This window comes from Roseovarius autotrophicus, from assembly GCF_018069895.1.
Taxonomy (GTDB): domain Bacteria; phylum Pseudomonadota; class Alphaproteobacteria; order Rhodobacterales; family Rhodobacteraceae; genus Roseovarius; species Roseovarius autotrophicus.
The window spans coordinates 23,640-48,878 of sequence record NZ_JAGQDH010000001.1; the positions used below are offsets into that span (position 1 = coordinate 23,640).

Below are 25,239 nucleotides of genomic sequence, written 5' to 3' on the forward strand. Positions count from 1 at the left end.
TGGATTGCGCGGTCGGGCAGGAGATCCCGGATCAAGTCCGGGATGACGTGGCTTTGCGACACGCGCGCTCTAGGCCCGCCGTCGCCGTGCCCGTCGCGTCGGCGCGGTATCGTCTCCGGTGCCATCGGTGGCCGAGGAGAAGGGGCCGAGCACATCCGTGATCTGTTCGAGCGTCGGGCGCGGGCCGTGACGCCGCTCTTCCAGCGCCGCGCGCATTTTCGAGAGGTGCTCGGGCATGGTCCCGCAGCAGCCGCCGATGATCGTCGCGCCCGCGTCGCGCGCCAGCACGGCATATTCGGCCATCAGCTCCGGCGTGCCGTCATAGTGGATATGCCCGTCATGGTATTTCGGGATGCCCGCATTGCCCTTGGCGATTACGGGCCGCTCGGTGCCCTGCGCGGCAAAACCCAGCACCGTGCGCAACAGGTCCGACGCGCCCACGCCGCAATTGGCCCCGAAGGCCAGCGGCGGGTTGGCCAGTTTTTCCACCAGTTTCGCCAAGTCCTCGGAGGTTACGCCCATCATCGTGCGCCCCGCCGTGTCGAAACTCATCGTGCCGCACCACGGCATTTCGGCCAGCGCGAACGCCTCGGCGGCGGCGCGGTATTCCTCGGGCGCACTGATCGTCTCGAGCCAGAGCACATCGGCGCCGCCCTCTTTCAGCCCCTCGGCCTGCTCGTGGAAAATCTCCACCGCCAGTTCATGCGTGAGCGCGCCCATCGGGGCCATGATCTCTCCGGTCGGGCCGACGGAACCGGCCACGATCACCGCACGCTCACAGGTATCGGCCACCTCACGCCCGATCTCGGCTGAGATGCGCGACAACTCGCGCGCGCGCTTCTGTGCGCCGTGCAGCTTCAGCCGCGCGGCGTTGCCGCCAAAGGAATTGGTCAGGAACAGATCGCTGCCTGCATCGACCGCGCTCTTGTAAAGCGCGCGGATGCGGTCGGGGTGCTCGTCGTTCCACATCTCGGGCGCGTCGCCCGATTGCAGCCCCATGTTGAACAGGTTGGTGCCCGTCGCGCCATCGGCGAGAATCCAGTCGCGGGTGGCGAGCATCTTGGTGAGCGCGTCGGTCATAACGGGGGTTCCCTGTCTTTAACAGACCTGCACCCTTGCCCGCGCGCGCGGGCAAAGGCAAATGCGAAATCTTCATGTAAATGGTGAGGCGCGTTTGAACGAATTGCGCCGCGACCGCCTCAGACTTCCTTGACCAGTTGCGCCTTGGCGACAAGCAGCAGTTCGTCCATCTTGGCGCGGATCGTGTCGGCATCGGCAATATCGCCCAGATCCGCCGCCACCTTGCGCACCACGTCCTCATGGCCGGGTTCCTCGAAATCGGCCTTGACCACCTCGAGTGCGTAGGTGTTGGCGTCCTCGCCGGACTTGCCCAGCAATTCTGCGGCCCAGAGCCCCAGCAGCTTGTTGCGGCGCGCCACGGCGCGGAACTTCATTTCCTCGTCATGGGCGAACTTGTTCTCAAACGCGCTTTCGCGCTCGTCAAAGGTGGTCATCGGGCCGGTTCCCTTGCACTTGTTGGTGTTGCCTCCGATATGCCGTCTGCGCGCTCCGAGGGCAAGGGGGCGGGCGCGGTTGCGACACCTTGCGACGGACCGGGCCTTGCACTATGAGAACGCATCGGCGCGCAGCGAGACGCCCCCCACCCCCAGCGACGGAGTTTCCATGGCACGGCGCAAGAAAATCTACGAAGGCAAGGCCAAGGTTCTCTATGAAGGCCCCGAGCCGGGCACGATCATCCAGTATTTCAAGGATGACGCCACCGCCTTCAATGCCGAGAAGAAGGCCGTGATCGAAGGCAAGGGCGTGCTCAATAACATGCTCTCGGAATATTTCATGACCGGGCTCAACAATATCGGCGTGCCCACGCATTTCTTACGCCGGGTGAACATGCGTGAACAGCTTGTGCGCGCCTGCGAGATCATCCCGCTTGAGGTGATCGTGCGCAACTATGCCGCGGGGAGCATGGCCAAGCGTCTGGGGATGGACGAGGGCACGCAACTGCCGCGCCCGATCGTGGAATATTGCCTCAAGGACGACAAGCTGGGCGATCCGCTGGTGACCGAGGAACATATCGCTGCTTTCGGCTGGGCCAGCCAGCAGGACATGGACGATATCCTCAGCCTCGCGCTGCGGGTGAATGATTTCATGGCCGGGGTCATGTATGGCGTGGGCATCAAGCTCGTCGATTTCAAGATCGAGGTGGGCCGCGTCTACGAGGGCGATTTCCAGCGCCTGATCGTGGCCGACGAAATCAGCCCCGACAGTTGCCGCCTGTGGGACATCAAGACCGGGCAGAAGCTTGACAAGGACGTGTTCCGCCGCGATCTGGGCAGCCTCACCGACGCCTATACCGAAGTGGCCACGCGCCTTGGCGTGATGCCCAAGGGTGCTACGCCCATGGCGCGCCCGACGCTGATCAACTGAAGGAGACCGCCGATGAAGGCCCGCGTGCATGTGATGCTCAAGAATGGCGTGCTCGACCCGCAGGGAGAGGCGGTGCGTCACGCGCTTGGATCGCTCGGATTTGACGGGGTGTCGGGGGTGCGTCAGGGCAAGGTGATCGACCTTGATCTGACCGAGACCGATGCCGACAAGGCCCGCGCCAGTGTGACCGAAATGTGCGAGAAGCTGCTCGCCAACACGGTGATCGAAAGCTACACGATCGAACTGGGCTGAACGGAGGTTTCGCTTGCCACACCTGCGGGCGGCCTTGTCCGGGGCGATACCCGATGTCGGAACCAAAAGGCCGGGCTGATCGCCCGGCCTTTCGCGTTCTTGCCTCTGCCGGGATCAGCCGATGATCCCGTTCAACGTCGCCGAGGGCCGCATCACGGCGGCGAGTTTTTCCGCATCGGCGTGGTAGTAGCCGCCGATATCGGCAGGCGCGCCCTGTGCCGCGGCCAGTTCTGCCACGATGGCCGCCTCGTTATCGGCCAGTGCCTTGGCGAGCGGCGCGAATTCGGCGGCCAGCGCAGCGTCCTCGGTCTGTGCCGCGAGCGCCTCGGCCCAGTAGCGGGCGAACCAGTAATGGCTGTCGCGGTTGTCGGGCTGGCCCACCTTGCGCGAGGGCGAGTGGTTGTGATCGAGGATGCCTTGCGTCGCCGCCTCGACCGCTTCGCCGAGGATACGCGCGCGGCTGTTGTCCCTGGTGTCGGCGAGGAACTTCAGGCTTTCGCCCAATGCGCAGAACTCGCCCAGGCTGTCCCAGCGCAGGTGGTTTTCGGCCACGAGTTGCTGCACATGCTTGGGCGCCGAGCCGCCTGCGCCGGTCTCGAACATGCCGCCGCCATTCATCAGCTTGACGATCGACAGCATCTTGGCCGAGGTGGCAAGCTCCAGGATCGGGAACAGATCGGTGAGGTAGTCGCGCAGCACGTTGCCGGTGATGGCAATCGTGTTCTCGCCCTTGGTGATGGTCTCAAGGCTGGCGCGGGTGGCCTCGCGCGGGGCCATGATCTCGAACCTGTCGGCAACCCCCCCGGCTTCGAGGATCGGCTTAACATAGGCGATCAGTTCGGCGTCATGGGCGCGGGCGGCGTCGAGCCAGAAGATCGCGCGAAAGCCCGTGGCCTTCTGCCGTTCGATGGCAAGGTTCACCCAATCCTCTACGGGTGCCTTGCGCGCCGAGGCCGAGCGCCAGATGTCGCCCTTTTTCACCTCATGCGAATGCAGCACGGTGCCGTCGTCGAGAATCATGCGCACGGTGCCGTCTTCCGGGATCTCGAAGGTGGTGGGGTGGCTGCCGTATTCCTCGGCCTTTTGCGCCATCAGGCCGATATTCTGCACCGTGCCGGCGGTGGCCGGGTTGAGCTTGCCATTGGCCTTGAAGAAGCGGATCGTCTCGTCATAGACCGGGGCATAGGAATTGTCGGGGATGACGCAAACGCAATCATGCTCCTTGCCGTCCGGGCCCCAGCCCTTGCCGCCCGCGCGGATGAGGGCGGGCATGGAGGCATCGACGATCACATCCGAGGGCACATGCAGGTTGGTGATGCCCTTGTCCGAATCGACCATATAGAGTGGCGGACGCTCGGCCAGGCAGGAGTCGATGGCCGATCTGATGTCGGCGCGGTCCTTGACGCGCGCCAGCAGGTCGCCCAGCCCGAAATTGGGATTGACGCCGAGCGCGGCCATGTCACCCCCGAATTGCTCGAATACGGGCGCCAGGAAGGTGCGGACCGCATGGCCGAAGATGATGGGGTCGGAGACCTTCATCATCGTGGCCTTGAGGTGGAGCGAAAACAGCGTGCCTTCGGATCTGGTGCGCTCGATCTCCTGCATGAAAAAGGCGTCAAGTGCTTCGGCGCTCATGTAGGTGGCATCGACCACGGTGCCTGCGGGATAGCTCACCGCGTCCTTGAGCACGGTCTCGCCATCCGCCGTTTCCAACACGATCTTCGCGGTCGCGGCCTTGGCGAGGGTGGCGGAACGCTCGTTCGAGAAGAAATCGCCCCCCGCCATGGCGGCGACACGGGTCTGGCTCGCTGCGGTCCACTCGCCCATGGAATGGGGGTTGGCTTGTGCGTAGTTCTTGACGGCGCTCGCGGCGCGGCGGTCGGAATTGCCCTCGCGCAGGACCGGGTTCACGGCTGAGCCCTTGATCGCGTCATAGCGCGCGCGGGCGTCCTTTTCAGCCTCGGTGGTGGGCGTCTCGGGGTAGTCGGGGATGGTGAAGCCTTTTGCCTGCAACTCCTTGATCGCGGCGACAAGCTGCGGCACCGAGGCCGAGATGTTGGGCAGCTTGATGACATTGGCCTCTGGTGTCTTGACCAGTTCGCCAAGTGCGGCGAGGTCGTCACTGACGCGCTGATCCGCGCTCAGATATTCGGGGAAGGCGGCGAGGATGCGCCCGGCAAGCGAGATGTCGCGCGTCTCGACCGACACACCGGCCGCGGCGGCAAAGCGGCGGATGATCGGCAGGAGAGAGGCCGAGGCAAGTTCGGGCGCTTCATCGACCTTGGTATAGATGATGTCGGGGGTATTGGCCATTGGGGGCTCCTTTTGTCGATCCGGTCGCGGGTGCGAGACTCGTTCATTCGCCCGCCTCATAGACCAAAACCAACGCCGGGAAAAGATAGTATGCGACGGTATACATAATTATTCCACTCATGCGGTCTCGGCCAGAGCGGCGCGCAGCGGGTGCAGGACCACAAGCCCCGCCAGAACCGCGCCCAGTACGCCCAGATGAGCGGGCATCGGCGTGCCGGCGAAGGCCTGCCCGATGGGAATGGCCAGCGCCACGCTGCCCACGGTGGCCACCGCGCCGGTGACGCTTGCGGCCATGCCCGCGATCGCCCCCATGGGCGCCATGGCCAGTGCGTTGAGATTTCCAAGCGTAAAGCCCGCCTGCATGAACACGCCCGTTTGCCAGATCAGAAAGACGGCGAATTGCGCGCCGGGCGGCAGACCGACCCGCCAGGCGAGGATGGCCAGCACCGAAAGCACCACCTGCGCCAGAAGCGCCGCGTGCACCATCCGCACCATGCCCAGCCGCATCACGAGGCGACTGTTCACAAAGCTGCCACAGCCTGCGATGAGCGCCATGCCGAAGAACCAGAACGGAAACTCCACGCCGCGCCCGAACGTTTCGTCAAACACCGGCTGCACCATGGATAGTGATGTGAAAAGCGTGGTCATCGCCAGCATTTGTACGATGATCGCGCGGCGGGTGACGGGATGGGCCACCACCTCGCGCGCGGCGCGCGCGAGGGGCCGCAGGCGGAAGGGGCGGCGGCGCTCGGACGGCAGCGGCTCGGGCAGGCGCAGCATCATCCATGTGGAGAGGACAAGCGCGAAGAGCACGAAAGCGGCAAAGACCGCGCGCCAGCCCGCCAGCGCGATCAGCCCCGCGCCGATAAGCGGCGCGAAGGCAGGCGTGAGCGCAAAGACCATCATCACGAAGGACATGAGCCGCGCCATCTCGCGCCCCGAGGTCATGTCGCGGATGATGGCGATGGAGACGATGCGGAATGCCGCCGCGCCCAACCCCTGCACCGCGCGCGCGACCAGAAGCGCCTCGAGCGAGTGTGCCGCCATGGCCAGTGCCGCGCCGCCCATGTAGATCGCCGCCCCCCAGAGGATCACCCTGCGCCGCCCGAAACTGTCCGAAAGGGGCCCGGCAAGGAAGGTGCCCACGCCCAGCCCCGCCAGAAAGGCGGTGATGATAAGCTGTGCGCGGTTCGGGGCCTCGGGGCTGAGCGCATCGGCGATATGCGGCAGGCCGGGCAGCATGGCGTCGATGGAAAAAGCCACGGTCGCGGCCATCATCGCCATGAGGGCGATGAATTCGGCGGGTCTGAGGGGCAGGGCGGGAGAGCCGGACATGGGGGACTTTCAACGACGTGCCGTCCCCTTAGCACGGCACGCACGGCTGGCCCAGAGTGCCGGGCGTGAAAGCGGGGCGCTGCCCATTGACGCGCCGCCGTGCCCGCGCCAAAACTGACCTATGACCGAGGTGTTCAAGGGCTCATTCACGCAGCAGGAACCGATCCCCGAGGAGGGGATAGCGGCGGCGCTGGACGTGCTGCGCTCGGGCAGGCTGCATCGCTACAATCTTGTCGGGGACGAGGTGGGCGAGGTGGCGTTGCTTGAACGCGAATTCGCCGCCTATACCGGCGCGCGCCACGCGCTTGCCGTCACCTCGGGCGGCTATGCCATGGCCACGGCGCTGCGCGCGCTCGGGGTGGCGCCGGGCGAGGCGGTGCTGACCAATGCCTTTACGCTTGCCCCTGTGCCGGGGGCGATTGCCAGTGTCGGTGCGGTGCCGGTCTATGTGGGCGTGACCGAGGGGTTGACCATCGACCTTGATGATCTGGCGGCCAAGGCGGGGCAAGGGCAGGCGCGCGTGCTGATGCTCAGCCACATGCGCGGGCATCTGGCGGATATGGAGCAGTTGATGGCAATCTGTGATGCGGCGGGCGTCACCGTGATCGAGGATTGCGCGCATACGATGGGGGCGGCCTGGCGTGGCGTGCCTTCGGGGCGGTGGGGCAAGCTGGGCTGCTATTCGACGCAGACCTACAAGCACATGAATTCGGGCGAGGGCGGGTTTCTTGTCACCGACGATGACGAGGTGATGGCGCGTGCGGTGATCCTGTCCGGCTCCTACATGCTCTATGCGCGACACGGCACGGTGCCGCCCGCCGAGGTGTTCGAGCGGGTGAAATACGACACGCCCAATGTCTCGGGGCGGATGGACCATCTGCGCGCGGCGATTTTGCGGCCGCAACTGCGCGCGCTCGATCAGCAATGCGAGAACTGGAATGCGCGCTACCGGGTGGTCGAGCGCGGATTGCGTGGCACGCCGGGGCTGCGGATCGTGGAGCGTCCCGAGGCGGGGCGCTTTGTCGGTTCGTCCATTCAGTTTCTTCTGCTCGACTGGGCTGGCGACCGGATCGAGGAGGTTCTGGCGCGCTGTGCCGCGCGGGGGGTGGAACTCAAGTGGTTCGGCGGGGCCAAGCCGAAGGGCTTTACCAGCCGCTATGACAGCTGGCGTTATGCGCCCCATCCGGCCATGCCCGAGAGCGACCGGATTCTGTGCGCCATCCTCGACATGCGCCTGCCGCTGACCTTCAGCCTTGAGGATTGCGCGCAGATCGCGCGGATCATCCGCGCCGAGGTGGGGGCGGTCTGGCAGGCCGTTGCGCCACATGGGAAACGCGCGGCAAGCCTATGATTTCAAGGGCGAAGAATTGATCGACGCGGCTCCAGCGTGAGGGCCTCTGGCCAACCGAGCAAGACTTCGATTCCGGCAATCGTCAGCGCAATGCCGATCACGATCAGCCAGAGCCGCACGGTGCGTGGCCCCGGAGGCCGCCGCGCCCAACGGGACAGCTTTAAAAGATGTATTATATTCATGAGCCTACAAAGCGAACCTTGCCGATATAGGGCAGGTTTCGGTTGCGCTGCGCGTAGTCGATGCCATAGCCTACGACGAATTCATCGGGGATCTCGAACCCGATCCAGTCGGCGCGGATAGGGGCCTCGCGGCGTGAGGGCTTGTCGAGCAGTGCGATGGTCCGCAGCCGCGCGGGGCGGCGGCTTTCCAGAAGGTGGAGGACATGGAAAAGCGTGTGGCCGGTATCGACGATATCCTCGACCACAAGCACGTCACGCCCTTCAATATCCCCGCGCAAGTCCTTGAGAATCCGCACTTCTCGACTGCTTTCCATGGCATTGCCATACGAGGAGGTTTCAACGAAATCGACCTCCACCGGCAGGTCCAGTTCGCGCACGAGATCGGCGATGAAGATGAAGGAGCCGCGCAGGAGGCCCACAACGATGAGCTTATGCGTGCCCGCGAATTCCGCCTCGATCTCGTGCGAGAGCGCCTCGACCCGCGCCGCGATGCTCTTGGCGGAAATGAGCTTGTCGATGACATAGTTGCGCTGCGTCATGTCTTCCTCTTGCATATCCGGGGTTAGTCTAGGAAAAACCGCGTCACTGTCACGAGAAATCCGGGTGCACCATGCCGTCACATGCCGAAACGCGGATCCTGCCCTATACGGCGGATCAGATGTATGGGCTGGTCGCCGATGTGGCACACTATCCGGAGTTCCTGCCCTGGACGGCGGCGGCGCGGGTGCGCAGCGTCACCCCGCATGAGGACGGTTCCGAGGTGATAGAGGCCGATCTGGTGATCAGCTTCAAGGTGTTTCGCGAGCGATTCGGCAGCCGTGTCGTGCTCTGGCCAAAGGCGCAACGGATCGAGACGGAATATCTTGACGGGCCGTTCAAATACATGCGCTCGAACTGGGCGTTCCGCGATGTCGAGGGCGGTTGCGAAGTGGCCTTCGACGTGGATTTCGCGTTTCGCAACAGGCTGTTGCAATCGGCGGCCGAGATGTTCTTTCACGAGGCGATGAAGCGGATCGTGCGCGCCTTCGAGGCGCGGGCGCAGACGCTTTATGGTTGAGGCCGGCCTGTCGCGCGCCGTCATCCTCGGGCGTGACCCGAGGATCCCTGGTCGCCGGGAGATCCCCGCCTTCGCGGGGATGACGGGGGTCAGGAGGTGAGCGCGTCACGCAAAAGCCGCAAGGCATGATCGCGGCTGAGGCGGCGGACCTCGGCGCGGCCTGCTGCGCCGAACTCCTGCGTTTCCGCGTGTGTCGGGCGGCCCGCCATGGCGAGGCCGAAGCAGACGCGCCCCTCGGGCTTGTGCTCGGACCCGCCCGGCCCGGCGATGCCCGTGATCGAGACCGCAAGTGCCGCGGCGCTATGGGCGAGCGCGCCTTGGGCCATCTCGCGCGCGACCGCCTCCGACACCGCGCCATGGGTGGCGAGGGTGGCGGGCGAGACGCCCAGCATCTCGATCTTGGCGGCGTTGGAATAGGTGACAAAGCCACGCTCTACCACCGCAGAGGAACCCGCCACATCGGTGAGCGCGACCGCGACCATGCCGCCGGTGCAACTTTCCGCGGTGGCGATCATGATTTCTTTTGATATTGCAATATCAAGAATTTGCGATGCAATATTCATGTGAAAACCACATGCGCGAGAAACGCGCCCAGCATCACGCAGAGCGCCGCTGCTATCCCGGCGAGGATGTCGTCGAGCATCACGCCAAGCGCGTCGCCGCGCCGGTCGGCCCAACCGATCGGCCCCGGCTTCCAGATGTCGAACAGGCGAAAGGCGAGAAAGGCGGTGATCCAGCCCGGCCAGAGCGCGGTGAGCGACACGCCTGCATGGGCCGCGCCGATCGAGACCGGCAGGAAGGCGAGCCATTGCCCCGCCACCTCGTCAATCACGATCTCGGACGGATCATGATCCTCTTTTCCTTTCGTTTCCAGATAGGTGGCCCACCATCCTGAGGCAAACGCCACGGCCACGCCAAGCGCCAGAAGGCCCGGCCCGCCAAGCGCGTGAAGCACCCAGGCCACGGGAAAGGCCGCAAGCGAGCCCCATGTGCCGGGGGCGGGCCGCAGGTGACCGACATGAAAGAACGTGGCGATGAGATGGGTCAGGCGCATGGCTTCACCAGCGTCACGACGGCTTGCGCGGCGATGCCCTCTTCGCGGCCGGTAAATCCGAGGCGCTCGGTCGTGGTGGCCTTGACCGAGATGCGGTCCAGGGCCACGCCGGTGATGGCGCTGAGCGCCGCGCGCATGGCCTGCGCCTGCGGGCCGATCTTGGGGCGTTCGCAGAGAAAAGTGATATCCATATTGCTGATGGAAAAGCCTTTTTCTGTCGCCAACCTGACCGCGTGGCGCAGAAAGACATGGCTTTCGGCGCCTTTCCATTGCAGGTCGGAGGGCGGGAAATGCCGCCCGATATCGCCCTCTGCCAGCGCGCCATAGATCGCATCCGCGAGCGCGTGCAGCCCCACATCGGCATCGGAATGGCCTTGGAGGCCCCGCTCATGCGGCACGGCTATACCGCAAAGCATACAGTGATCGCCCGGCCCGAAGCGGTGCACGTCAAAGCCGGTGCCGGTGCGAATATCCATCTGCCCCCCCAATATGCGGCTGGCCCGGTCGATATCGCCGGGATGGGTGATCTTGAGATTGTCGGCGTGCCCTTGGGTGATCGTGACCGGCTGGTGCGCGGCGCGGGCGATGGCGACATCGTCGTCGGCGTCGCCCTCATGGGCGCGGTGCGCGGTCAGGATTGATGCAAAATCAAAGCCCTGCGGGGTCTGCGCGGCAAAAAGACCGGTGCGGTCCTGTGTGCCGGTGACGTAGTCCTCATGGCCGGTCCAGAGCGCGTCGGTGACGGGCAGCGCGGGCGCGGCGGCGGGCGCACCGGCGTGCAGCGCGTCGAGCACGTCCCTGACCACAGCGGGCGGCAGGGTGGCGCGGGCGGCGTCGTGGATGAGCACATAGCGCGGCGGCGTGCCTGTATGCGCGAGATGTTCCAGCCCGTTCAGCACCGAGGCGCGCCGTGTCGCGCCACCCGTCGTGACCTCTATGCCCGCAGGGGCGAGGGCCATGTCATCGGGGTGGAGCACGAGCACGGTGCGGCTGACGAAGGGGGAAAGCGCGGCCAGCGTCCAGTCGATCACGCGGCGGCCCGCGAGGGGCTGCCATTGTTTCGGCTGCTCCCCGCCCGCGCGGGTGCCCCGGCCTGCGGCGACGATGAGGGCGGCGATTGTCATGGCCCCTGATTACGGCGCGACGCGGAAGAGCGCAATGCCGGGGCACATGCCCAAATAATAGGCAACCTCATCGATGAGGGCGTGAATATGGTGCGTATTGCGTTGTTCGCGCAAGGCGGGCCAGATAAAACGGCGGTGTTGCACAAGGAATAGGCAAACCATGCTGACATTGGCCCAAAGGCCCCTGATCCCGCCGGTCCTGCTCGCCCCCATGGCCGGAATCACCGATCTGCCGTTCCGGGATCTGGTGAGCGGTTTCGGCGCGGGGTTGGTGGTGAGCGAGATGATTGCCAGCCGCGAGATGCTGAGCGCGCGCCCCGGCGTGCGCGAGAAGGCGGAACTGGGCCTCGGGGGGGCGAATACCTCGGTGCAGATTGCGGGCTGCGAGGCGGGGCCGATGGCGGAGGTGGCGCGCAGGCTCGAGGCCGAGGGGGCGCGGATCATCGACATCAACATGGGCTGCCCGGCGAAGAAGGTGACGCGGGCGCGCGGCGCGGGGGCGTCGGGCTCGGCGCTGATGCGGGCGCCCGATCATGCATTGCGGCTGATCGAGGCGGTGGCGGGGGCGGTATCGGTGCCCGTCACGCTCAAGATGCGGCTGGGATGGGATGACACAAGCCTGAATGCGCCCGAGATCGCCGCGCGCGCCGAGGGCGCGGGCGTGGCGATGATCACGGTGCACGGGCGCACCCGTTGCCAGTTCTACCAGGGGCGAGCCGACTGGGCCGCGATTCGGGCGGTGAAGGAAGCGGTGCGCGTGCCGGTCATCGCCAATGGCGACATCGTGGACGCGGCCTCGGCGCGGCGTGCGCTTGCGCTTTCGGGCGCGGACGGGGTGATGATCGGGCGCGGCGCGCGGGGGCGGCCCTGGTTGTTGGCCCAGGTGGCGGCGGCGATTTGGGGCACGCCTGCGCCGCGGGTGCCGCAAGGGGCGGCGCTGGCCGATCTGGTGGCCGGGCACCATGAGGCGATGCTTTCCTTTTACGGAACAGGTCTGGGGGGGCGCGTCGCGCGCAAGCACCTGGGCTGGTATATGGATGAGGCCGCGACGCCGGTGCAGTTGCGCCGTCTGGTGCTGACCGCCACGCCGGCGCAGGTGGCGCGGCTTTTGCCCGAGGCGTTCGGGCTGAGGTGCGCGGCATGAGCGCGGACGAGCCGCTCTGGGCCTCGCTGCCGGTTCCGGCGCTGGTCATCGACGCCGAGGAACGCATCGCGCGGCTCAATCCTGCGGCAGAGGGCTTCCTGCTCGGCTCGGCACGCACGCTGGTGGGAGAGCCGGTCTGGGACCGGCTCGCCATTGATGCGCCGCTTGAGGCGGCATTTGGCCGTGCGAGAGCAAGCGGCGCTCCGCTGTTCATCAACGATGTTGACGTGGGCACGGGCACGCGGCCACCGGTGATATGCAACCTTCAGGTGGCGCCGCTCGCGGGTGCGCCGGGGCACATGCTCCTGCTCATCGCGCCGCGCGAACTGGCGGGGCGGGTCGGACAGAACAGCACCGTCAAGGCCGCTGCGCGCTCGGCCATCGGCATGGCCGAGATGCTGGCGCACGAGATCAAGAACCCGCTCGCGGGGATCACCGGGGCGGCGCAGCTTCTGTCGATGACGCTCGGGGCGGAGGATCGGGAACTGACCGACCTCATCGTGAGCGAGAGCCGCCGGATCGTCGCGCTTCTCGAGCGGGTCGAGCAGTTCGGCAACATGAGCGCGCCCGCGCTGCGCGCGGTCAACCTGCATGATGTGCTCGACCGGGCGCGGCGCTCGGCGATGCTGGGTTTTGCCGGGGAAATGCGGTTTGTCGAGGATTACGATCCCTCGTTGCCGCCCGCGCTCGGCGACGGGGACCAGCTCTTGCAGGTGGTGCTCAACCTTCTGAAAAACGCCGCCGAAGCCGCGTCGATCGGGCAGGGCACGATCCGGTTGCGCACATTCTACGATGCTGCATTGCGGGTGCGGCGCGAGGGCGGCGCGCGGTCGCTGCCGCTGCATCTTGAGGTGATCGACGACGGGCCCGGCCTGCCGACCGACATCGCGTCCGACGTGTTCGAGCCGTTCGTTTCCGGGCGCGAGAATGGCACCGGGCTGGGGCTGGCGCTGGCGGCCAAGATCATCTCGGACCATGGCGGCTGGATCTCGGTCGAGTCGGTGCCGGGGCGCACGGTGTTCCGGATTTCACTGCAACGCGCGGATGCGCAAGGCAAGGAGGGCTGACGCATGGATGGCACGGTTCTGGTGGCCGATGACGACCGCACGATTCGCACGGTTCTGACGCAGGCGCTGACGCGAGCGGGGTGCAAGGTTCATGCCACCTCATCGCTGACCACGCTGATGCGATGGGTGGCCGAGGGGCGCGGCGATGTGGTGATCTCGGATGTTATGATGCCCGATGGCAACGGGCTCGAGATGCTGCCCAAGATCGCGCTCGACCGGCCGGGCCTGCCGGTGATCGTGATTTCGGCGCAGAACACGATCATGACCGCGATCAAGGCGGCGGAGGCAGAGGCGTTCGACTATCTGCCCAAGCCTTTCGATCTGCCCGACCTGATGAAGCGCACCGCCCGCGCGCTGGCCGCGCGCGAGCGCAAGGGCACGCGCGAAGTGCCCGACGAGCGGCCCGAGGAATTGCCGCTCATCGGGCGCAGCCCGGCGATGCAGGCGCTCTACAAGGTGGTGGCGCAGGTGATGCATGCCGATCTGCCGGTGATGATCTGCGGTGAATCGGGTACGGGCAAATCGCTGGTGGCGCGCGCGGTGCACGATTATTCGGATCGGCGCAGCCTGCCTTTCGTCACCGTGACGGCGGCGGATCTGAACGATCTGGAAGGACCGGCGCAGGTCATGGCGCGGGTGCGCGGCGGCACGCTGGTGCTCGACGAGGTGAGCGACCTGCCGCCCGAGATACAAGGCCGTGTGGTGCGGATGATGGAGGCACCGGGCGAGAACGCGCCACGCTTCATGGCCACAAGCCGGGTGCCGCCGGCGGTGGCGCTTGAGGAGGGGACCTTGCGTGAGGACCTCTATTACCGGCTCAGCGGCGTGGTGATTGACGTGCCCGCCCTGCGCGAGCGGATCGAGGATATCGCGCTGCTGGCCACCCATTTCCTCGCGCGCGAGGACCGGCCCGGCGCACCCGAGCGGCGGCTTTCGGATGAGGCAGTAGAGCTTGTGCGCGCCTATAGCTGGCCGGGCAATGTGCGCCAGCTTGAGAATGCCATGCGGCAGCTGGCGCTGACCGCGCAGAGCGAGGTGATCGGGCGGGCCGAGATCGCCGCCATCCTTGGCACGCAGCCCAAGGCCGAGCCGGTGATGCGGCCCGGTCGGGGCGAGACGCTGAGCACGTCGGTGGCCGCCCATCTGCGGCGCTATTTCGACCTGCATGGCGGAGAGTTGCCGCCGCCTGGTCTGCATGGCCGCATCCTGCGCGAGGTGGAGACCCCGCTGATCGAGATCGCGCTCGAGGCGACGGGTGGCAACCAGATCCGCTGCGCCGATCTGTTGGGGATCAACCGCAATACCCTGCGCAAGAAGATGAGCGATCTGGATATTCGCGTGACACGTCGCCGCAAGTTGATGTAAAACTGCAACAGCACTGTGGCGTGATCAGCGAAAAGCGCCATTTGAGTCTGCATCTTGCGGGGCGGCGTCGGTCGCCTACAACCTGACGGGGGGTGGGCGTGGCAACTCAGACGCGAAATTTGGGCGGATCGGCCCGCGCCAGGTTCGGAGCGGTGCGGCTGCGCAGGCTCCGGGGCTGGGGTGCACTTGGCCTCGTGCTGCTTGGCCCGGTGCTGGCGGTGCTCACCTATCTGGTGATGGGACCGCTCGATCGGGGCAGCGGATCGGATGTGCTGCGCCTCGTCCTGCTGGCGGACATGGTCTATGTTCTTGTCGTTGCGGGGCTTGTTCTGCAACGGGTGGCGCGGATGGTGGCGGCGCGACGTTCGCGCTCGGCGGGCTCGCGGCTGCATCTGCGGCTCACGGGTGTCTTCGCGGTCATGGCGCTTTTGCCGACGGTTTCGGTCGCGGTTTTCGCGATGCTGTCGATCAACATGGGGCTGGAGGCGTGGTTTTCCGAGCGGGTAGGGCGCGTGGTCGATAGTTCCGTCGCCGCCGCGCAGGCCTATGAGGAAGAACATCGCCGCGATCTGGTGGCCGATGCTCAGGTTCTGGCGCGCGTGATCGACGCCACGCGGCGGGTGACGGTCTTCATGGGCGATGGCGATATCCGGCAGGTGCTTTCGTCCGGGCAGCGCGAAATCCAGCGCGGCCTCAAGGAGGCCTTCGTGATCGACGGGACGGGGGAAATCCGAGCGCGCGGTGAACGCTCCTATCTCTTCGATTACGAGCGCCCGACGCCCGAACAGATCGCACAGGCGCGCGAAGAGGGTGTCATCGTGATCCGCGACTGGGACAATGACGAGTTTCGCGCACTCCTGCCCCTCGACGCCTTTCCCGACCGGTTGCTTTATGTGAGCCGCACGGTGGATGGCGCGATCCTCAACCTGCTGGATGAAACGCAGGAAACCGCGACCTTCTACAAGCAACGCGAGAGCGAACGGGGCCGCGTCCTGTTCGAGTTCGGGGTGGTCTACCTTGGCTTTGCCGTGATTCTCATCCTCGCCGCTATCTGGCTGGGGATGTGGTTCGCAGAGCGGCTGTCGCGGCCCGTGGGGCGGCTGACCTCTGCGGCGCAACGGGTGGGCGAGGGTGATCTGGACACGCAGGTGCGCGAGGAGGAGGGCGACGACGAGATCGCCCAACTGAGCCGCTATTTCAACCAGATGACCCGTCAGTTGAAGGGGCAGCGCGACCGGCTTCTGGCCAATACGCGCCAGATAGAGCGGCGGCGGCGGCTGTTCGATTCGGTGCTGGGATCGGTCTCATCGGGAGTGGTGGGTCTTGACGCCGAGGGGCGCGTGACCTTCGTCAACCGCGCGGCCGAGCGCCTGCTCGACTGGCAGGAGGATCAGCAATCGCTGGCGCTCTCGATGGCGGTGCCCGAGTTCGGCGCGCTGTTCGACCGGCTGATGCAAAGCCCCGGCGGCTTTGTTCAGGAGGAGATCCGCGTCACCCGAGGGCGGCGGCAGGAGAACCTGCTGGTGCGCATGTCCACGCGGCGCACCGAGGGCGGACAACGAGAGGGCTATGTTGTGGCCTTTGACGATGTGACCGATCTGGTGAGCGCGCAGCGCATGGCCGCCTGGGGCGACGTGGCGCGCCGCATCGCGCATGAGATCAAGAACCCGCTCACCCCCATTTCGCTGAGCGCCGAGCGCATCAAGCGCAAGTTCGCCCGCCAACTGCCCGAGGAAGAGGCGGCAAAGCTCGAGGAGTTGACCGATGTGGTGGTGCGCCAGACCAACGATCTGCGCCGGATCGTCGACGAATTCTCCAAGTTTGCCCGGATGCCGGAGCCGCAGACCCGCACCGAGAGCCTGAGCAAGGTTTTGCGCGAGGCGGTTCTGTTGCAGGAGGCAGGGCAGCCCGAGGTGCGTTTCGATCTGGCGCTTGACGCAGGCGTTCTTGCGGCGCGGATTGATGCGGCGATGATCGGACAGGCGTTGACCAACCTCATCAAGAACGCGGGTGAGGCCATTGAAAGTCTTCAGGAAAAGGGCGTACCAGAGGGGCACGCGCCCGTGATCCGCGTCGAAAGCGGCGAGGAGGACGGCCATGCGGTCATTGCCATTTCCGACAATGGCATCGGCCTGCCCGAGGATCGCGCGCGGCTTTTCGAGCCGTATGTGACGACGCGAGACAAGGGCACCGGGCTTGGCCTGCCTATCGTCAAGAAGATCATCGAGGAGCATGGCGGCACGCTCACACTGGAGGATGCCGAGCCCTTCGCGGCGGGCGCGCATCCTGGCGCGCGCGCGGTGGTGCGGCTGCCGCTGCTTCCGGAAAACGAAACGACTGATGAGGCCCGCGCGGCCGAGTGAGGGGAAAGCATGAGTGATATTCTGATTGTCGATGACGAGCGCGATATCCGCGAACTGATTTCGGATATTCTGGAGGATGAGGGCTATGCCACCCGTCGGGCGGGCAATTCCGACGAGGCGATGGCGGCCATTCGGGCCGAGCAGCCTGGCCTTCTCATTCTCGATATCTGGCTCAAGGACAGCCAGATGGACGGCATCGACATCCTCAAGGCGGTCAAGCGCGATTACCCCGATGTGCCGGTGGTGATCATCTCGGGCCATGGCAATGTCGAGATCGCCGTGGCGGCGATCAAGCAAGGCGCCTATGACTTCATCGAAAAGCCCTTCAACATCGACCAGTTGATGGTGGTGATTCGGCGCGGCATGGAGACAAGCCGCCTGCGCCGCGAGAATCAGGCGCTCAGGCGGCGCGAGACCACCCCTTCGGAGATGCTGGGCGAGGCGCCCGCCTTTCGCGCGCTGCTGGGGCAGTTGGAGAAGGTCACGAAATCGAATGGCCGGGTGATGCTGACCGGGCCGGCCGGATCGGGCAAGGAACTTGCGGCACGCTATATCCACGCCAATTCGGCGCGTGGCAAGAACCCGTTTGTCACCGTCGCCTGCGCCTCGGTGGCACCGGAGCGAATGGAGGAGGTTCTGTTTGGGCGCGAAAGCCCTGAGGCGGGCCCAACCCCCGGTCTGATGGAAGAGGCCAATGGCGGGGTGATCTATCTCGACGAGGTGGCCGACCTGCCCGAGGGCACGCAATCCAAACTCTTGCGCGTTCTGGTCGATCAGACCTTTCTGCGGTTGGGGGGCAGCGCCAAGGTCAAGGTCGATCTGCGGGTAATTTCTTCGACAAGCCGCGATCTTGAGGCCGAGATTGCCGTCGGCCGCTTCCGGCGCGAGTTGTATCATCGGCTCAACGTCGTGCCGGTGCGCGTGCCGGGGCTGGACGAGCGGCGCGAGGACATTCCGCGTCTGGCCGAGTATTTCATCGCCCTGCTGCACGCCACGCAGGGCTTGCCGCAGCGCGCGCTTTCGGACGAGGCGGCGGCGCTCTTGCAGACGATGACGTGGCCTGGCAACGTGCGGCAGTTGCGCAACGTGATCGAGCGGGTGCTGATCCTTGGCGAGGGAGGCGGGCCGATTGCCGCATCGGAACTTCCCGGCGAGAGTTCCGCACCGGTCGAGCAGGGTCGCGTGGTGATCTCGGGCACGATCGCGGCGCTGCCGCTGCGCGAAGCACGCGAGGCGTTCGAGCGCGAATACCTGATGACGCAGATCAACCGTTTTGGCGGCAATATCAGCCGCACTGCGGAATTCGTCGGCATGGAGCGCAGCGCGCTGCACCGCAAGCTCAAGTCGTTGGGAGTGGTGGGCAGCGCCCGGGAAAACGAGGCGGCGGAATGATCCGTCGCCCCCGGATACTCAGAGCGTGTCGCGCACCCGCCAGCCGCCGGGATGAAGGCGCAGCCGCCCACCACCGGTAAAGGCGAGGATTGCAACCGCCACCAGTGCCGCGCCACGCTCGGGTGTGAAAACCGATCCGGCATAAAGCGCCGCAGAGGCCGTGCAGATCACGATACCGACCAGCGCCACGACACGACTGTAGATCCCGAACAGGAGCCAGATCGCTATCAGCGCCAGAATGCCGATAACCCCTGCGTCAAGCAGAACCGTGCCGCTTGTCATCTTTTGGTTGGACAGCCCGAACAGGCCGGCCGTCGTACCGGGGGCTATGTATGCCGCGACGTGGAACATGAAGAATGCTGCCAGCCAGAGCCGGCAGATGAGCCCGGTGGTCTGGATCAGAGCCTGTTGCATCTAATGCCTCATGTGCCAGCGCAAGTTGGGCCTTGCCTGTCGACATAGTGGTGTAATCCGTGAGATCAGTCAACCGCTGCTTGCGCAAGTCTGGTTTTTCGATTTCCGCAACGATAACGGTGATTCCGAGGGGGTGCGGGAAATCTGCTGGCAGATCCAGTCGATCACGCAGCGCAGGTCAGCATCCTCGCTGCGGCTCTCGTGATAGATGAGATGCAGATCGCGCGTCAGGTCAAGCCCGCTGCCGGGAATGTGGACAAAGTCGGGCTCGGGGCCGCCGACAACCACGGGCAGGATTCCTGCCAGCCCAAGTGCGCGCATCGCCGCGACCGCCTGGGCAAAGCTGTCGACCTTGAGGGTGGGATTGCAACCGAACCACGCGCGCCGGGCCTCGGCATAGCGCGCGGCATAGCGATCGGTCAGGCTGACCCAGCCGTGCCCCCGTGTCCAGCAGGGCGGTGCATAAAGCGCGAAGGCAAGGTCGCCACAGCGTCGCGCCTTGATCCGCCCGCCTTCTGGCAGCGAAAAGACCAGTGCCACGTCGCTCATGCCGAGGCCGACCTCGTGGACGCGGTTCTCGAAGATGGGGCGCAGATTGCGCGCACCGGTCCGCAACTCGCCGAGCGCAGGAATGAGAATGTGCGAAATGACCGAGGGCAGCGCCCCGATGCGGATTTCGCGCGGTTCTTCGGGGGCGGCCTCGATCAGACGGCCAAGTTCCGACTCGATCATGCCATTGGCGTGTTCTACCGCGTTAAGCAGGGCTGCCATACGCGGGTTGAGCAGCCAGTCGCCTTCGGACTTGATGAAGGGCGAAAGGCCAAGCGTCCCGCGCAACCGGGAAATCTGACGCGACACGGTCGATGTGGTCGTATCCAGTTCGACCGCCGCGCGGGTCATCGAGCCGCAGCGATGCACCGCGAGCGTCACCCGCAGATCGTCGAAGAGACGGGCGTAAGAAACTTTCGGGCGAGAGGTGGACAAGGCGAAGATCTTCCTTCTCGGTTCTTGTTGTGCCTTGCCGCAGGGCGCGGCAGTTAGGCAAATTCACACGCAGATGAGGGGGCGCGCGCCGAAATCAAGGGGGTTGATGGCAAGCTAGCGTCGCTCTCGGCAGGGCCTCGGAGATGATACCGGAAAGATACGGCAGGGACTATCCCGCTTCTCAGACTCAGGTTTACGTTCGTCTTCTTCCGTGGACCACCTGCCCCTTCGGATAGGGGGTCAGCCCGGTGTCACAATTTGCCAGCCGCCCCCCGGCATGCGCCGCGCGCAGCTGGTCCGTTCCAGCGGCGGGATCGGGCTGCCCACCTCGGGCGCGGGGGTGCCATCGGCGCAGGCCGGCAGTCGCACGGGTCGGAATCCCGCCTCGGCCACGCATTGATCGACCACGCGGGCGCGCAGATCAGCATTGGCGTCGTATGACTCGGTGCGGCCCGGTTCGATCAGGACAACCCCGCCGTGATGGCGCCCGTGCAGCCCGTAATAGGCCCGCGGCACATAGCGCGGCGGCACATAGGTGGTGCGGATGTCGCGCGGCACGTCCCGCAGCGCCGCCACCTCGCAGCGCGTGCGCAGGGCCTCAAGCTGCGCCGGATCGGCCCCCGCCTTGTGATAGAGCGGCGGTGGCGCACAGGCGACAAGGCCCGCCAGAAGCAGAACGGGGGCGGCGCGTTTCATGAAGTCATCCTATCAGGCCGCGTGGGCGGGGACAAAGCGATTGACCGGTTTGGTGCCTTCTGTCATGGAACGGCCTCAGTCAGGATGGGGCAAATGGCATGAAGGTCATCATCTGCGGGGCCGGTCAAGTGGGCTGGCAGATCGCGCGCCACCTCTCGGGCGAAAACAACGATGTGACGGTTGTGGACAGCAACCCCGATCTGGTGCGCCGCGCGACCGACACGCTGGATGTGGCCGGGATTATTGGCTTTGCCTCGTATCCCGACGTGTTGGATCAGGCGGGCGCGCGCGACGCGGAAATGATCATCGCCGCCACCTATTCCGACGAAGTCAACATGGTGACCTGTCAGGTGGCGCATTCGGTCTTCGGCATCAGGCGCAAGATCGCACGGCTGCGAAGCCAGACCTATCTCGACCCGGCCTATTCCGATCTTTACCGCCGCGATCACATGCCCATCGACGTGATGATCAGCCCCGAGCGTGAGGTGGCGCAGGCGGCGTTGCGGCGGCTTTCGGTGCCGGCGGCCTTCGACACCGAACTGTTCATGGACAGCGCGGCGCAGCTCATGGGGCTTCGGCTCGAGGAGGATTGCCCGGTTCTCCACACGCCGCTGAAGCAGCTCAACGATCTGTTCTCGACCTTGCGGGTGGTGGTGCTGGCGGTGCGCCGCGAAGGGCGGCTGTTTGCACCCGAGGCGGGGGATCAGCTCTTTGAGGGCGACGAGGTCTATCTTTTTGCGCCGATCGAGGATGTGCCGCGCACGCTCGAGGTGTTCGGCAAGTCACAGAAGAAACAGGAGCGCGTGGTGATCATCGGCGGCGGAAATATTGGCCTGTCGGTGGCGCAATCGCTGGAGAAGCGGCAAGGCGGGCGCATCCGCGCCAAGCTGATCGAACTGAACCGCGCCCACGCCGAGCGGGCGGCGGATGCACTGGAGAAGACCATCGTTCTCAACGGCGACGGGCTGAACGCCGCGATCCTTGCCGAGGCGGGGATCGCGCGCGCCGACGCGGTTCTCGCCGTCACCGACGACGACAAGACCAACATGCTTGCCGCTGTGCGCGCCAAGGCCGAGGGCTGCCCCTTTGCCATCTCGCTGATCAATGACCCGACGCTGGTGCCGCTGCTGGAGCCCTTGGGGATCGACGCCTATATCAACCCGCGCGCCACCACCGTCAGTTCGATCCTGCGCCATATCCGGCACGGGCGGGTGCGCGGGGTCTATTCCATCGGCGATGCCGAGGGTGAGGTGCTCGAGGCCGAAGTGCTCTCGACCTCGTCGATCGCCGGCGCGGCGCTGCGCGACATCGACTTTCCAGAGGGTGTTCTGGTGGGCGGCGTGCGCAAGGGCGCGGTGATCCACAAGCCTTCGGGCGGGCTCAGGATCGACGCGGGCGATGTGGTCGTGATCTTCGCGCTGGCAGCGGACGTGGCGGCGGTCGAGCGGCTGTTGCAGGTCTCGGTCGATTATTTCTGACGCCATGACCGCGCGGATCCTCCGATTCCCCCTGATCCTGATCCTTGCGGGGCTGGCGGCGCTGTTGATGTTCCTGCCGGCCATCGACGCGACGATGCGGGGCAATTCGCAGGTCGGCCGCGCGTTTCTCTATTCCGGCGGACTTGGGCTGGCGGCGGTGACCTGTCTGGGGCTGGCGATCTCGAACCGGGTGGCCGCGCGCGAGCCCACCGATGTGCAGAACCTCGCATCGCTGCTGCTGGCCTATTTGCTGCTGCCGCTCTATCTGGCTCTGCCCTTCTATCTGGGGGTGCGCAACACCACCTTTCTGAATGCCTGGCTGGAGATGGTGTCGAGCCTGACCACCACGGGCGCAAGCATGTTTGACGCGCCGGGCCGGATCAAGGAGAGCCTGCACCTGTGGCGCGGGCTGGTGGGCTGGGCCGGGGGGCTGCTGATCTGGATTTCCGCCTTCGCGGTGCTCGCGCCCATGAGCCTTGGCGGCTTCGAGGTGACGGTGCGCGCCGAGCCGGGGCAGGATGACGCGGTGCTGGGCCGGTTTCAGCGTGCACGCCCGGCGCGGCGGCTGGCTCTGGCGGCCCGCAGCCTGGCGCCCATCTATGCCGGGCTGACGCTGGTTCTGTGGATTGCGCTGATGGCGGCGGGAGAGCGCTCCTTTGTGGCGTTGATCCATGCCATGTCCACGCTGGCGACAAGCGGGATTTCCCCCATCGGCGGCTTTCAGAATGGCGCGGCGGGGTTTGGGGGCGAGCTTGTCGTGTTTTTCTTTCTTGTCTTCGCGCTGTCTCGGTTGACCTTCTCGTCGGATACTGTGCCGACGGCGCGACCGGGCCTGTTGAACGATCCCGAGTTTCGGCTTGGCGTGCTGATCGTGGCGGTGGTGCCGTTGATCCTGTTCCTGCGCCACTGGATCGGCGCGATCGACATCGACGAGCGCGCGACCGTCACCGAGGCTCTGCGCGCGCTCTGGGGATCGGTGTTCACGGTGCTGTCCTTCCTCTCGACCGCAGGGTTCGAAAGTGCAGACTGGCAGGCCGCGCGCGCCTGGTCGGGGCTGGGCACGCCGGGGCTGATCCTGATCGGTCTGGCGATGGTGGGGGGCGGTGTGGCCACCACAGCGGGCGGCGTCAAGCTGTTGCGCGTCTATGCGCTTTACCTGCACGCGCAACGCGAGATGGAGCGACTGGTGCACCCCTCCTCGGTCGGGCGCGCTTCGGATACCGGGCGGCGGATCCGCCGACGAGGGGCCTATGTGGCGTGGATCTTCTTCATGCTGTTCGCGTTGTCGCTTACCGGGATGACGGTGGCGCTGTCGCTTGCGGGGCTGAATTTCGAGACCGCGCTCATTCTCGCGCTGTCGGGCCTGTCCTCGACCGGACCGTTGATTCACAGCGCCGCCGAGGTGCCCATCCGCCTTGTGGAACTAGGGCCGGGGGCCAAGATCATCTATGCCGGCGCGATGGTGCTGGGGCGGGTCGAGACGCTGGCCCTCATCGCGCTTCTCAATCCAGCCGCCTGGCGCGAGTGACAGGGCATTGCAATTCGGGCTGGAAACCCGGCCCGTTGCAAGACATACTCGCATCACCAGCGGTGGATTTCCGCGTCGGCAGGCGGCGCGCGCAAGAAAAAGGGCAGGGGTAAGTAATGGCTTCGGATCGACAGAATTTGCAGGATGCTTTTCTCAACCATGTGCGCAAGACCAAGATTCCGGTCACGATCTTTCTCATCAACGGCGTGAAATTGCAGGGCGTCATTACCTGGTTCGACAATTTCTGCATATTGCTGCGCCGCGACGGACAATCGCAGCTTGTCTACAAGCACGCGGTCTCGACCATCATGCCGTCGCAGCCTGTTTCGCTCTATGAAGGCGACGGCGAGAATTGAGGGAACACGCGCGCCCGATCACACGGGCCTTTGTCATCCATCCAGAGATTGTCGGGGCCGAGCGGCTTCGCGACCCTGATCTTGCGCTGGAGGAGGCGGTATCGCTGGCGCGCGCGCTGCCCGATCTGGAGGTCGTGGGCGCCATGGCCGTCCGGTTGCGCAAGCCCGACGCTGGCAGGCTGTTCGGCAAGGGCAAGCGCGAGGAGTTGCACGCCGCGATCGAGGCGGCGGAGGTCGAACTGGTACTGGTCGATGGCCCCCTCAGCCCGGTGCAGCAGCGAAACCTTGAAAAGCTCTGGGACGTGAAGATCCTCGACCGGACGGGCCTTATCCTGGAGATATTCAGCGATCGGGCGGCCACGCGCGAGGGCGTCTTGCAGGTGGAGATGGCGGCGCTGTCGTATCAGCGCACGCGGCTGGTGCGGGCCTGGACCCACCTTGAGCGGCAGCGCGGCGGGCTGGGATTCGTCGGCGGCCCCGGCGAGACGCAGATCGAGGCCGACCGGCGCGCCATCGACGAGCAGCTTGTGCGCTTGCGGCGGCAACTGGAAAAGGTGGTCAGGACCCGCACCCTTCACCGTGCCGCGCGCGCCAAGGTGCCGTTCCCGATCGTGGCGCTGGTAGGCTATACGAACGCAGGCAAATCGACGCTGTTCAACCTGCTGACCGGGGCCGAGGTGATGGCCAAGGACATGCTCTTTGCCACGCTCGATCCGACCATGCGGCGCGTGGCGCTGCCCGATGGCGGCCCCGAGGTGATCCTGAGCGACACGGTGGGGTTCATCAGCGATCTGCCGACCGAACTGGTGGCGGCCTTTCGCGCCACGTTGGAGGAGGTGCTTGCGGCCGATCTGATCGTGCATGTGCGTGACATCTCGCATCCCGAGACGCAGGCGCAGGCAGGCGACGTGGCGGCGATTCTCGAAAGCCTCGGGGTCGCGGACGAAACGCCCCGGCTTGAGGTCTGGAACAAGATCGACCGGCTTGACGAGGCGGCGCGCGCCATGGTGCTGACGCAGGCGGCGCGCAGTGACGGGGTGTTGCCGGTCTCGGCGGTGACAGGCGAGGGGATCGGCGCGCTCGTCGTGGCAATGGGCGCGGCGCTGGCGGAGGTCACGCATCGGAGCGTGCTGCATCTGCGCTTTGACGAGGGGCGCAAGCGTGCCTGGCTGTTCGAGCGCGATCTGGTCGAGGAAGAGCGCCAGGGCGAGGCCGGGTTTGATCTGACCGTGCGCTGGAATGCGCGCCAGGAGGCGCGCTTTCGTGCGCTCTGAGTCCGGCGGCGGGGGCCTGATGGAAAATACGCAAAACGCGCGCGCGGCGCTTGACGAGGGCGCGG

General features: G+C 65.8%; 24 protein-coding genes. 13 read left to right on the forward strand and 11 right to left on the reverse strand.

Annotation, left to right across the window (positions count from 1 at the left end; genetic code table 11):
• Positions 1-69: 69 nt before the first annotated feature.
• Both bmt and KAK09_RS00115 read right to left on the reverse strand, forming a co-directional pair.
• Complete coding sequence (gene bmt / locus KAK09_RS00110; RefSeq protein WP_210876806.1) at positions 70-1,080, reverse strand: betaine--homocysteine S-methyltransferase; 1,011 nt, start codon at positions 1,078-1,080, stop codon at positions 70-72.
• Positions 1,081-1,199: 119 nt separating this feature from the next.
• Positions 1,200-1,514 (reverse strand): DUF1476 domain-containing protein, encoded by a 315-nt coding sequence (locus KAK09_RS00115; RefSeq protein ID WP_210876807.1) that lies wholly within the window; start codon positions 1,512-1,514, stop codon positions 1,200-1,202.
• A 169-nt stretch (positions 1,515-1,683) separates the two neighbouring features.
• Between KAK09_RS00115 and purC the strand changes: the two genes are divergently transcribed.
• Positions 1,684-2,445, forward strand: a complete 762-nt coding sequence (gene purC, locus KAK09_RS00120) for a phosphoribosylaminoimidazolesuccinocarboxamide synthase (RefSeq protein WP_210876808.1) — start codon at positions 1,684-1,686, stop codon at positions 2,443-2,445.
• A 12-nt stretch (positions 2,446-2,457) separates the two neighbouring features.
• Positions 2,458-2,697 carry a phosphoribosylformylglycinamidine synthase subunit PurS gene (gene purS / locus KAK09_RS00125; protein ID WP_210876809.1) on the forward strand — a complete coding sequence of 80 codons (240 nt, stop codon included), beginning with the start codon at positions 2,458-2,460 and terminating at the stop codon, positions 2,695-2,697.
• A 114-nt stretch (positions 2,698-2,811) separates the two neighbouring features.
• Here purS and KAK09_RS00130 read toward each other — a convergent pair whose 3' ends face one another.
• Both KAK09_RS00130 and KAK09_RS00135 read right to left on the reverse strand, forming a co-directional pair.
• The gene (locus tag KAK09_RS00130) at positions 2,812-5,010 is read right to left on the reverse strand and encodes an NADP-dependent isocitrate dehydrogenase (RefSeq protein WP_210876810.1); all 2,199 of its coding nucleotides are present in this window, start codon (positions 5,008-5,010) and stop codon (positions 2,812-2,814) included.
• A 117-nt stretch (positions 5,011-5,127) separates the two neighbouring features.
• Positions 5,128-6,345 carry an MFS transporter gene (locus KAK09_RS00135; RefSeq protein WP_210876811.1) on the reverse strand — a complete coding sequence of 406 codons (1,218 nt, stop codon included), beginning with the start codon at positions 6,343-6,345 and terminating at the stop codon, positions 5,128-5,130.
• A 121-nt stretch (positions 6,346-6,466) separates the two neighbouring features.
• On the opposite strand from KAK09_RS00135, the gene KAK09_RS00140 reads away from it, so the two are divergent.
• On the forward strand, positions 6,467-7,696 hold the full coding sequence (locus KAK09_RS00140; RefSeq protein ID WP_210876812.1) for a DegT/DnrJ/EryC1/StrS family aminotransferase: 1,230 nt from the start codon (positions 6,467-6,469) through the stop codon (positions 7,694-7,696).
• A 178-nt stretch (positions 7,697-7,874) separates the two neighbouring features.
• Here KAK09_RS00140 and hpt read toward each other — a convergent pair whose 3' ends face one another.
• Positions 7,875-8,417 (reverse strand): hypoxanthine phosphoribosyltransferase, encoded by a 543-nt coding sequence (gene hpt / locus KAK09_RS00145; protein ID WP_210876813.1) that lies wholly within the window; start codon positions 8,415-8,417, stop codon positions 7,875-7,877.
• A gap of 71 nt (positions 8,418-8,488) precedes the next feature.
• Between hpt and KAK09_RS00150 the strand changes: the two genes are divergently transcribed.
• Complete coding sequence (locus KAK09_RS00150) at positions 8,489-8,935, forward strand: type II toxin-antitoxin system RatA family toxin (protein WP_210876814.1); 447 nt, start codon at positions 8,489-8,491, stop codon at positions 8,933-8,935.
• An 89-nt stretch (positions 8,936-9,024) separates the two neighbouring features.
• Here KAK09_RS00150 and KAK09_RS00155 read toward each other — a convergent pair whose 3' ends face one another.
• The 3 genes from KAK09_RS00155 to ispF are packed head-to-tail and all read right to left on the reverse strand — an operon-like array spanning position 9,025 to position 11,113.
• A complete protein-coding gene (locus KAK09_RS00155) occupies positions 9,025-9,498 on the reverse strand; it encodes a CinA family protein (protein ID WP_210876815.1) in 474 nt (157 codons plus the stop codon).
• Positions 9,495-9,989: a phosphatidylglycerophosphatase A family protein gene (locus KAK09_RS00160; protein WP_210876816.1), complete on the reverse strand. Its 495-nt coding sequence runs from the start codon at positions 9,987-9,989 to the stop codon at positions 9,495-9,497. The genes KAK09_RS00155 and KAK09_RS00160 overlap by 4 nt, the downstream gene beginning before the upstream one ends.
• Complete coding sequence (ispF, locus tag KAK09_RS00165) at positions 9,980-11,113, reverse strand: 2-C-methyl-D-erythritol 2,4-cyclodiphosphate synthase (RefSeq protein ID WP_210876817.1); 1,134 nt, start codon at positions 11,111-11,113, stop codon at positions 9,980-9,982. Before ispF ends, KAK09_RS00160 begins: the two co-directional genes overlap by 10 nt.
• A gap of 160 nt (positions 11,114-11,273) precedes the next feature.
• Here ispF and dusB point away from each other — a divergent pair, with 160 nt between their 5' ends.
• The 5 genes from dusB (at position 11,274) to ntrX (ending at position 18,444) form a co-directional block, all read left to right on the forward strand.
• On the forward strand, positions 11,274-12,257 hold the full coding sequence (gene dusB / locus KAK09_RS00170) for a tRNA dihydrouridine synthase DusB (RefSeq protein ID WP_210876818.1): 984 nt from the start codon (positions 11,274-11,276) through the stop codon (positions 12,255-12,257).
• Entirely contained in the window at positions 12,254-13,324 is a 1,071-nt protein-coding gene (locus tag KAK09_RS00175; RefSeq protein WP_210876819.1) for a two-component system sensor histidine kinase NtrB, read from the forward strand. The genes dusB and KAK09_RS00175 overlap by 4 nt, the downstream gene beginning before the upstream one ends.
• Positions 13,325-13,327: 3 nt before the next feature.
• Complete coding sequence (locus tag KAK09_RS00180) at positions 13,328-14,689, forward strand: response regulator (protein ID WP_210876820.1); 1,362 nt, start codon at positions 13,328-13,330, stop codon at positions 14,687-14,689.
• 98 nt (positions 14,690-14,787) lie between these two features.
• Entirely contained in the window at positions 14,788-17,052 is a 2,265-nt protein-coding gene (locus KAK09_RS00185; protein ID WP_336244399.1) for a sensor histidine kinase NtrY-like, read from the forward strand.
• Positions 17,053-17,061: 9 nt separating this feature from the next.
• Positions 17,062-18,444 (forward strand): nitrogen assimilation response regulator NtrX, encoded by a 1,383-nt coding sequence (ntrX, locus tag KAK09_RS00190; RefSeq protein WP_210876821.1) that lies wholly within the window; start codon positions 17,062-17,064, stop codon positions 18,442-18,444.
• A gap of 18 nt (positions 18,445-18,462) precedes the next feature.
• On the opposite strand, the gene KAK09_RS00195 is transcribed toward ntrX, so the two are convergent.
• From KAK09_RS00195 to KAK09_RS00205, 3 genes are all read right to left on the reverse strand, one after another.
• Complete coding sequence (locus KAK09_RS00195) at positions 18,463-18,858, reverse strand: hypothetical protein (RefSeq protein WP_210876822.1); 396 nt, start codon at positions 18,856-18,858, stop codon at positions 18,463-18,465.
• Positions 18,859-18,927: 69 nt separating this feature from the next.
• Positions 18,928-19,842 carry a LysR family transcriptional regulator gene (locus tag KAK09_RS00200; protein WP_210876823.1) on the reverse strand — a complete coding sequence of 305 codons (915 nt, stop codon included), beginning with the start codon at positions 19,840-19,842 and terminating at the stop codon, positions 18,928-18,930.
• A 240-nt stretch (positions 19,843-20,082) separates the two neighbouring features.
• Positions 20,083-20,538: a hypothetical protein gene (locus KAK09_RS00205; RefSeq protein WP_210876824.1), complete on the reverse strand. Its 456-nt coding sequence runs from the start codon at positions 20,536-20,538 to the stop codon at positions 20,083-20,085.
• Positions 20,539-20,636: 98 nt separating this feature from the next.
• Here KAK09_RS00205 and trkA point away from each other — a divergent pair, with 98 nt between their 5' ends.
• From trkA to hflX, 4 genes are all read left to right on the forward strand, one after another.
• Positions 20,637-22,016: a Trk system potassium transporter TrkA gene (trkA, locus tag KAK09_RS00210; RefSeq protein ID WP_210876825.1), complete on the forward strand. Its 1,380-nt coding sequence runs from the start codon at positions 20,637-20,639 to the stop codon at positions 22,014-22,016.
• Positions 22,017-22,020: 4 nt separating this feature from the next.
• On the forward strand, positions 22,021-23,544 hold the full coding sequence (locus KAK09_RS00215; protein ID WP_210876826.1) for a TrkH family potassium uptake protein: 1,524 nt from the start codon (positions 22,021-22,023) through the stop codon (positions 23,542-23,544).
• 116 nt (positions 23,545-23,660) lie between these two features.
• Complete coding sequence (hfq, locus tag KAK09_RS00220) at positions 23,661-23,900, forward strand: RNA chaperone Hfq (RefSeq protein ID WP_210876827.1); 240 nt, start codon at positions 23,661-23,663, stop codon at positions 23,898-23,900.
• Positions 23,897-25,174: a GTPase HflX gene (gene hflX / locus KAK09_RS00225; protein ID WP_210876828.1), complete on the forward strand. Its 1,278-nt coding sequence runs from the start codon at positions 23,897-23,899 to the stop codon at positions 25,172-25,174. Before hfq ends, hflX begins: the two co-directional genes overlap by 4 nt.
• Positions 25,175-25,239 lie beyond the last annotated feature (65 nt).